General features: G+C 37.0%; 5 protein-coding genes. 2 read left to right on the plus strand and 3 right to left on the minus strand.

The annotated features are described in order from the left end of the window. The first annotated feature begins 325 nt into the window (after nt 1-325). Together VIO64_RS03645 and VIO64_RS03650 are read left to right on the plus strand one after the other, a co-directional pair. A complete protein-coding gene (locus VIO64_RS03645; RefSeq protein ID WP_331915257.1) occupies nt 326-2548 on the plus strand; it encodes a carboxypeptidase regulatory-like domain-containing protein in 2223 nt (740 codons plus the stop codon). Between the two features lie 317 nt (nt 2549-2865). Next, nucleotides 2866-4320: an aminotransferase class I/II-fold pyridoxal phosphate-dependent enzyme gene (locus VIO64_RS03650; RefSeq protein WP_331915259.1), complete on the plus strand. Its 1455-nt coding sequence runs from the start codon at nt 2866-2868 to the stop codon at nt 4318-4320. Between the two features lie 149 nt (nt 4321-4469). On the opposite strand, the gene ytaF is transcribed toward VIO64_RS03650, so the two are convergent. The 3 genes from ytaF to VIO64_RS03665 all read right to left on the minus strand — a co-directional run. Continuing rightward, on the minus strand, nt 4470-5117 hold the full coding sequence (ytaF, locus tag VIO64_RS03655; RefSeq protein ID WP_331915261.1) for a sporulation membrane protein YtaF: 648 nt from the start codon (nt 5115-5117) through the stop codon (nt 4470-4472). A gap of 432 nt (nt 5118-5549) precedes the next feature. Continuing rightward, nucleotides 5550-6398 (minus strand): class I SAM-dependent methyltransferase, encoded by an 849-nt coding sequence (locus VIO64_RS03660; protein WP_331915263.1) that lies wholly within the window; start codon nt 6396-6398, stop codon nt 5550-5552. A gap of 152 nt (nt 6399-6550) precedes the next feature. Further along, the coding region (locus VIO64_RS03665) for a radical SAM protein (protein ID WP_331915265.1) at nt 6551-7380 on the minus strand (830 nt) is incomplete at its 5' end.

Genomic DNA, 7380 nt, shown 5'->3' on the forward strand with positions numbered 1-7380 from the left:
ATCGTATTAAAGGATATAAACTACTTCCAATCCTTATTAATAATATTTCAAAGGTGGAAGATTATAGCAAACAATCTGTAGGATGAGAAAAACCACGTAAAACTAAGCTACCGAAATTCTACGGAAGCTAGGACAAGCTCCAATTTAGTATTTGCATAATGTCGCAGAAAATTTCTTTTTTGAGGGCTGAAAGTTTAAGAAAAATATGTAATAATACTATTATAGAAAAATTTTCTTTATTCATGTCTTATATCTTTTGTCTTTATTTATTTTAAAAGTGCATATAACCACTTTTAGAACATTTTTGGGTGTAGGAGGAATTGAAATGAAAAACCGAATTCAGAAGCTATTCGTAAGCATCGTGGGTGCATTGGTGATGACATTATTTTTAGGTGTATCTTTGTCAGCTCATCCCATGAGCGGGGAGGAATTTAAATTCAGGCAGCCAGATGGAACAAAAGTAGCAGTCAGGGTTTTTGGAGATGAATACTACCAGAGGGTCGAAAGCATGGACGGCTACACATTGATTAGAAATAATAAAGGAAACATCTGTTATGCAAAATTGGATGGGAGTGGCAATTTGGTGGCAACAAGCCAGATCTACAAGGGGACAACCCTAAGCGATGATTCGGCCAAATCCATAGGGATTAAGAAAGGCCTGTCTGAGGATAAAAGTATTGTATTGAAGCGTGTTAAGGAAAAGCATAAGGAAATCCAGTTAAATGCACCCATGGAAGAAGAGATACTGGCGGCATCACCCACGCCTATGCCATCAGGTGTTCCAGTTATAGCTACTGCCACACCGTCAAAGGTAAGCGGGATAGTGGTACTGGTTGATTTCCCTGATGTTAAAAGTGCTGTTACGGCAGATGCGATTGAACAGCTATTTAACAAGTCCGGTTCAGGTTCTGTTTATGATTATTTTTATAATATATCGGGACAAAAGCTGGAATTTACAAACAGGTTAATTGGCTTTTATACAGCAAAATATGAAAAGAGCCATTATGACAGCGGTACCGGATACGCAGGATCTACTGAATTGATGAAAGAAACCCTGGCTTGGCTTAACAATAATCCAAATTTTACTACTAATGGGCTTACGCTGAATGCAGACAAATCAATAATGGCGTTTACGCTGCTTTATGCGGGAACTGCGGATGCAGGATGGGCCAATGGACTTTGGCCTCATTCAGGAGGGTTTAATTATACATTCAGCAATGGTGTTAGGGTAAACAGCCACCAGTTTTCAAACATCGGAACAAGACCTCAAACCTCTACCATAAATCATGAATGCGAACACATGATTCTCAAATGGCCTGATTATTATGACTATGATGGAGATTCAAAGGTTATTGGGAATTTTAACAATTTTGCAAACCCTTATGGGAGATGTGTCATAAGTAAATTTTATAACATAAAATGGCTGAACGGCCTTCCTGACGGATCTGTTGTGACTGTACCTGCAGGTACAAGAGATGTGATGGGCTACATAAATCCAAAAAATAATAATGAAATGTTTATAATAGAAAACATAAGAAAAAAAGGGGATTGGACCAGGTTTCCAGGAGAAGGCCTTGTAATATGGCATATCGACAGGAGGGGAAACAACAATTATCAGGATATGACAGCTTTGAAGCATTACATAACATCAATAGAGCAGGCAGATGGAAAGTTTGATATGGAGAAAAATGTTAACAGTGGAGATACAGGTGACTTTTTCCGTGCCGGTTTCAATGACAAGTTTAGTGATACTACTGTTCCAAGTTCCAAATGGTGGGATGGGACAGGCTCAGGGTTTAACATCTCCAACATAAGTGCAATAGGAGACAGTATGACATTTGTTTTGAGCAGCAAGGCAGATAACGTAACCCCACTGCCAACACAGGTTATTACGGCTACACCTACGCTAAAACCCACCCCAACAATTACCCCAACTTCAACGCCGACTTCTACCATAAGGCCTACACCAACATCAACACCGACATCAACACCGACATCAACACCAACATCAACACAAAAGCCTACCGCTACGCCTACACCTGTAAAAACATATCAGTTGTCGGGATATATATCACCTGATTTTAATTATTCAACTGACTTGGCGGCTTTGATTAAGGGAGGATTTAAGGTTGAGTTGATTGGATTAAACGATAAATCTACTGTTACCGACAGTAATGGTTATTTTAGTATTGCCGATATGCCTACAGGAACATACTCTGTAAAAATAACCAGGAAGGGTTTTTTGGAAAGGCAGATTGCCAATATAGCGGTAAGCGGTAATGTATCGTTAGGCACTGAATCCACTCCGGTTTTATTATGGTCAGGAGATATTCCGTCAAATGGTGTTCAGGATAATACAATAAATATGGCCGATTTGATTCTCCTTGCAAAGGTGTTCAACTCAACATCGCAAGACGAGAAGTATATGGCAGAGTGTGATTTGAATTCCGACAATGCGGTAAATTTTGCTGATGCAGTAATTATTGCAAGGCATTTTAATGCGGTGTCAACCAGCTACCCTGAAATAACTCCTCTAGTCCTGAATTAATAGTACTTATAATTTGACTATCGGAACTTCAAATAAAGAGTGATTATGCTGCAATAATGAGTTTATAATACTTATGTTGCCTGCAGTACAATCACTTTTTTATTTGTCAAAATTTCTTGTGATAACAATCTAGCTTTGATTAACAGAAAATTTCTACAATATGTAGCCATCATAATTCTTTTTTAATATACTAATACAGGAAATATCGTATTTAACTAAGGTTACTGGTGAATAAAATAATTAATTTTAATGTTGTTTGTTGTCCGTATTATGTCTTATTCATAGTAAACATAATGCCTGTTTGGAGGGGATGAGGTTTGATAGGCTTAAACCAAAATAAAACACCAATATTTGATGCTATAAAAAAATATATCGATGATAATGTTGTTCAGTTTCATGTACCGGGGCATAAGCAAGGACGTGGGATAAAGGAGTTTTGTGACTACGTCGGGGAACACGTTCTTCAGATGGACGCAAATGGAATGGAGGAGCTTGATTTTGCCAACAACCCAACAGGAGTGATTTATGATGCAGAAAGATTAATGGCCAATGCATTCGGTGCACAAAACGGATATTTTCTGGTAAATGGAACAACCGCAGGGGTTCAGGCTATGATTATGAGCGCCTGTGAGCCTGGTGACAAAATAATACTGCCAAGGAATGCACATAAATCAACAATTGGAGGAATAATTCTAAGCGGTGCAATGCCCATATATATACAACCTGAGATTAATGAGAGGCTTGGCATTGCAATGGGGATAACGGAGGAAAGCTTGAAAAAAACAATAAAGGATAATCCCCATGCGAAGGCAGTTTTTATAATAAACCCAACTTATTATGGAGTTGCATCAGATATAAAATCAATTACCAGAATAGCTCACAGGCACAGTATGGCAGTGATTGTAGATGAAGCCCATGGAGCACATATGTCCTTTCATGATGATTTTCCCCTGACTGCAATGGAAGTTGGAGCCGACATGAGTGCTGCCAGTATGCATAAGACCGCAGGCTCAATGACTCAGAGCTCTGTTCTGCTTTTACGGAGCAATATTATAGCACCGGGCAGGGTTAAACAAATACTGAATCTGACTCACACAACCAGCTCATCCTATGTGCTTATGACTTCATTAGACATTGCAAGAAAGCAGCTTGCTACAAACGGAAGTGAGCTTTTGGAAGAAGCCTTGAAATTGGCAAGATGGGCTAGAGATGAAATAAATAATATTGATGGTTTATATGCATTTGGAAAAGAGCTTGTTGGAACACCAGGGTGCTTTGACTTTGATGAAACCAAACTTGGAATCAATGTAATGGGCTTAGGATTGACGGGATACCAGTTAGAGAAAAAGCTTAGAAAAGAATACAAGATTCAAGTAGAAATGTCCGACCTATATAATATATTATGCATAATCAGCCTTGGTCACAGAAAAGAAGATCTGGACGCTCTTATTAATGCATTAAAAGATATTGCTTTAAAACAAGGTGTTAGGGAATATAGAGTGGCGACAATGCTTCCTCATAATCCTCAGATGATAGTCTCGCCCAGGGATGCTTTCTATTCAGATAAAAAGGTAGTGGATCTGGAGGACTCTGTAGGAGAAATTGCAGGGGAGATGGTAATGGCTTATCCCCCAGGTATACCTGTTGTATGTATGGGAGAGAGAATTTCCAAAGACATAGTTGATTATATTAAGCTTTTAAAAGCAGAGAAGTGCCAGCTGCAGGGAACTGCCGATCCATATGTCGATAAAATAAGGGTTTTGGGCAAGTAAACTTACATAAAATGAACAGACACCTGAAATTAGCTGTTATTACTAATTTAGGTGTCTGTTTTGATTTATGAAAAATATTTGGCCGGGATGTGAACAAAATCATTTTCGCGATTTGTTCACACCCTCCTTTGGGAAAGTATGTATATTTGTCATATAAGTCTTGAAAGTCCCAACATGATCAGCAATATACCGGGAATTATCGATATAACCTTTTTATTGCCCCGGCCGTACGATGTTATCCTGTTGCCTACGAACAATCCTGTGTATAAAAAAATCAATTGGAAGAGACCGACAACAAAGGGAATAAGGATTGACTGATATCCTGCAAGGGCACTTGCGATTCCTACACCTATAGCATCTAAAGACAATGCAAAACCAAGTAAAATTGATTCGCGCAAGTCTATAGTCCCAGATTTGTCAAGATCTACTTCTATTGGATTTCTTATGATTTGTATTGTAATCCCCAAAGACTTTATGGCGATTTCTAATAGTGTACCTGTTTTTGAGAGTTTCTTCTTAGCTGGTGCTTCATTTTTTCCTAAAATTGCTTGAAGGATAACCCAGATACCCATAAAGAATAATATTCCTACTCCTATAAGGCTTGATAAATCCTTTGTGAGAATGTTGCCTAAAGTTTTTCCTAAGGCTTGTGCTATAGCTGAGTAGACAATTGAAAAAAAACATATAAATAGCTTTGAGGTTAAAGGAATTCGTATCCGTCTCAAACCATACACTGTTCCTACACCTAATGCATCAGTGCTTAGGGAAACGGCAAGCAATATAATTGTCAAAGTCATTATTACCAACTCCCAGTCCAATAATTAGTGTGTACATTACTAAAGAATGTTCATACCAGATTAATAACTCAAGTAACCTTTTATTTTGGTTCCTGACATTTACAGAAGGCTTTAAGTATTATGTTGACATACTGTTGAAGTGCTTCGTTATTAGCCGTCTAAAGACATTATATGATTATACATAAAAATTTGTTATCGTAATAAAATCCGGTAAAAAGTAATTTTATTAAGGAATGACTAGACATAAAAAGGAAGCCGCTGCAAAACTATAGACTCAGTTTTACAGCGGCTTCCTTTTTATGTCTTCGGCTGTCTATTCTATTTTATGTTTAGGATCTTTCCATCAATTGACTGTCAGATTACGAAGGTATCCTAAGAATGCTGTTCCGTTTGAGTAATTAATGGTCTGTATGTTTGAGTAGTATAACTGCATTATTTTTTCTCAAGAATACAGACAACCATTTTTACAAAGCATTCTTTAAATAAGGGCAGCTTTGCCGGGAGTTTTAGAATACTTCTTAAGGGTACCTCTCTGTAGTAAGGAACATTAAAGCTTGTCCTTGCTAGAATTTTGTTAAACCTCTTTATGGTCATTTTATTTATATAGGAAAAATATTCTCTGCCCTTTTCATCCTTTGAAATGCGGAAATCAATACGCTCTTTTCCATCAGGAAGGTCTTTTACCAAGTCCTTGTAGACTTCTATGAGGGTAGCCTGGCTAAAAAACAGGTGAACCCAGGGAAAGCCTATGGCATCGCTTAGATGGGCTCCGAAGGGGTGGTGATAAGGTGGGAAATTGAGGTATATACGCCCGCCTTTTTTAAGCACACGATGACACTCGTTCAAAACTTTAAGCGGCTCAGATACGTGCTCCATTGCATCATTAACTATTATTGCATCAAAGGAGTTGTCTTCAAAATCCATGTTTGAAGCATCACCAAGGACAAAAGAGAAACGGTCTTCAAGGCCTTTTTCTTTGGCAAGGGAATAGGCATCATTTTCATACCTGGGTACAACATCTATTCCGTAAACCTTTTGGGCTCCCAGCGAAGCGTAATAAAGGGTTTTACCTGCAGCACCGCATCCGATATCCAAAACAACCTTGTCCTTAAACATTTCTTCAGTGCTCACTTTTTCCAGGTAAAACTTTATGGTTTCCATGCCCTTTTCGTATTGCCATTGGGAATAGGTTTTAACGCCCTGATTTTGAAGGTTGAAAGGGTGTACAGGTAATGGAAAAAGCTTATTTATTTTTTTACACAAGGCAGTGCCAAGACTCATTCTATTATCTCCTTATAAATAATTTTAGAATATAATCCAAAGTACTCTAAAACTATTTGTCTATATTGATTTATTATATTAATAGTGCAAACAATTAATATGATAAACCAATAAAATAATTTTTACAACTTGAAAAATAAAAAAACGAGTTTTTATACGCCAAGAGAATTTTTTTTGCTCATCTCTAGGTTTAAAGATCTTCCACTGTATTTAATGCACTTTAAATAGAATTCTCTTAAGTCATTTGATGAGAAGTTATCAGTTTCAATGATTGGAACCATGCATGTATATAAACTATATTTGTCTGCAATAATTCGTATCCCTAGCCTATCTTTATTAATATACTGCCAGGTGCCAGGGTATGGGGTATTATAAAAGATAGCTATCTCAGCCTTATAGTTTGTGTATGCTTCCTTTACAAAATTTAAAGTTTCTTCCATACTATCTTTTGTATCACAATAATGGCCCAAAATAAAGGATAATATTGGTATGATGCCTTTTTTATAAGTATTCATAATAACTGTTTTTGCGGATTCCAGATCAATTTGTTTTTTTATTTTGTCTAAAACTTCCTGACAACCGCTTTCTATTCCATATAATATTTCAGTACAACCGCCAGATTTAATAACATCCAAAAACTCTTCATTCAAGATATCAATTCTGGATGCACATCTCCAAGGTATATCAATTTGGTACTTTTTAAGCAATCTCACAAAGTTTATAACTCTTTCGGGTACTATAGTAAATGTATCATCCAAAATACTTAGCTTCTTTAGCTTATCGCCTAAGCAAAATTTTAATAGAACAATTTCCATTATAACATTTTCTATGGATCTTGAACGATATTGAGTAAGTCCCGAATTTCGTAGAAATTGAAGGTGGCAGTCCAGACGGTAGTTTGATAAACTATTGTTTGGGAAAAACAAAAACGAAAGGAGCTGCCACAATGAAATTATATCAGGTTGGATCAAAAAAGGGAAAG

The sequence above is a fragment of the Pseudobacteroides sp. genome, from assembly GCF_036567765.1.
Lineage (GTDB): Bacteria > Bacillota > Clostridia > Acetivibrionales > DSM-2933 > Pseudobacteroides.

Excerpts from the sequence above, each read along its gene's own strand:
- VIO64_RS03645 (WP_331915257.1), top strand. The coding sequence starts at position 326 with ATGAAAAACCGAATTCAGAAGCTATTCGTAAGCATCGTGGGTGCATTG.
- ytaF (WP_331915261.1), bottom strand. The coding sequence starts at position 5,117 with ATGACTTTGACAATTATATTGCTTGCCGTTTCCCTAAGCACTGATGCA.
- VIO64_RS03660 (WP_331915263.1), bottom strand. The coding sequence starts at position 6,398 with ATGAGTCTTGGCACTGCCTTGTGTAAAAAAATAAATAAGCTTTTTCCA.